This window comes from Kluyvera sichuanensis (assembly GCF_014218705.1).
Classification (GTDB): domain Bacteria; phylum Pseudomonadota; class Gammaproteobacteria; order Enterobacterales; family Enterobacteriaceae; genus Kluyvera; species Kluyvera sichuanensis.
In genome coordinates this window covers 1-1590 of record NZ_JABBJF010000070.1, presented here as the reverse complement: position 1 = coordinate 1590, position 1590 = coordinate 1, and the positions used below count along the sequence as shown (strand labels likewise).

Annotated in this window: 2 protein-coding genes; one reads left to right on the top strand and one right to left on the bottom strand. The window is 43.9% G+C overall.

Annotated features, from left to right (window positions below; all coding sequences use genetic code 11):
- Window positions 1-147 precede the first annotated feature (147 nt).
- A complete protein-coding gene (locus tag HII27_RS26750) occupies window positions 148-1377 on the top strand; it encodes an EAL and HDOD domain-containing protein (RefSeq protein ID WP_000286799.1) in 1230 nt (409 codons plus the stop codon).
- Between the two features lie 126 nt (window positions 1378-1503).
- Here HII27_RS26750 and HII27_RS26745 read toward each other — a convergent pair.
- On the bottom strand, window positions 1504-1590 hold an 87-nt coding region (locus HII27_RS26745; protein WP_019725062.1), incomplete at its 5' end, for an IS1 family transposase.

The window sequence follows — 1590 nt, the reverse complement described above, 5'->3', positions numbered from 1 at the left end:
CCTGGGCGAAATGCGCCTGGTAAGCAGAGTTTTTGAAATGTAAGGCCTTTGAATAAGACAAAAGGCTGCCTCATCGCTAACTTTGCAACAGTGCCATAGAAAGGTTACATTTCTAAAAATTATAACGCTGACCTGGGGACCGGGAATATGTATTCATTTATCGCACGCCAGCCTATTTTTGACACAAAAATGCAGACCGTCGCTTATGAGCTGCTTTTCAGAGACGGAATGAACAATGCCTTTCCCGATGTTTCACCAGAATACGCCACGTCCAGAATGATTTCTGACCAGTTTTTATGCATCCCTGTTCCCCGTATAGCCAACAATCACAGTTCTTTTATTAATGTGCCGCACCAGATGATCATTAACGGACTGGGCGATACGCTGCCGAATGAAAAAGTGGTCATCGAAATTCTGGAAAATGCAGTCCCGGATGATGCGCTTTTCTGTGCCGTAAAGGATATGCACGACAGGGGTTACCAGCTTGCGCTCGATGATTTCACGATGGATGATGAATGGGACCGCTTTATGCAGTATATTTCTGTCATCAAATTTGATGTCAGAGACAATGACTATGAAGATATCCGGCAATATATCCACAGAAAAAGTCAGCTTCTGCAGGGCATAAAATTCCTTGCTGAAAAAGTGGAAACAAGGGACGAGTTTGAGCTTTACAGCCGGGCGGGTTTCGCGCTTTTCCAGGGATTTTTCTTCAGTCGCCCGGAAATCCTCAGAAATAAATGCCTTTCCCAGAACCCCCTGCCACTCTCCAGGCTGATGATGGAGGTGAACAGGGAAAACCCGGACTTTGCCGCGGTCGAACGTCTGCTTAAAACCGATCTGACGCTGTCATATAAAATCATGCGCTACGTCAGAAACATGCTGTTTAAATCACATGGCATAATTCAGGCGGACAATCTTACCCTGAAAGAAATGCTGATGTATATGGGGGGCAAAGAACTCCGGCGGTTTGTTGCGGTGGCCGCCCTTTCAAATATGGGGCGTTCCGGCATCAGTGAACTTTATCATCTGAGCATGGTTCGCGGAAAATTCTGCGAATTAATTGCCGAAAAAATAAATAATGTTTCATTATCCTATAACGCATTTATATGCGGTCTGTTTTCATTGCTGGATGTCATTCTTGAACTCCCCATGGACGATTTAATTAAACAGATTTCAATCCCGCAAAACGTAACTGCCGCGCTTTGTGAACATAAAGGTGAACTTTTTGACATACTGACCCTGTCGTTATGTTATGAGAAACTTAACTGGGAGGAAACCGCGAAAATATGTAATACCCTCAATATCAGCGAGTTCACTGTTATAGAAACCATGCAGGCCGCAACAAAATGGGCGGACGAGCTCGCCGTCTGTTAAGGATATTTATCACAAGACAAATCAGTCATACACATCATTTTTTTAATTAAAGAAATACCGGTGAACGCCGTTATATCCGCTTATCCAGACACAACGAGACACTATTATCATGGTAATAACTCCAACTTATTGATAGTGTTTTATGTTCAGATAATGCCCGATGACTTTGTCATGCAGCTCCACCGATTTTGAGAACGACAGCGACTTCCGTCC

Bases quoted from the DNA above. Each gene is read 5' to 3' on its own strand.
- HII27_RS26750 (WP_000286799.1), top strand. From the start codon at position 148: ATGTATTCATTTATCGCACGCCAGCCTATTTTTGACACAAAAATGCAG.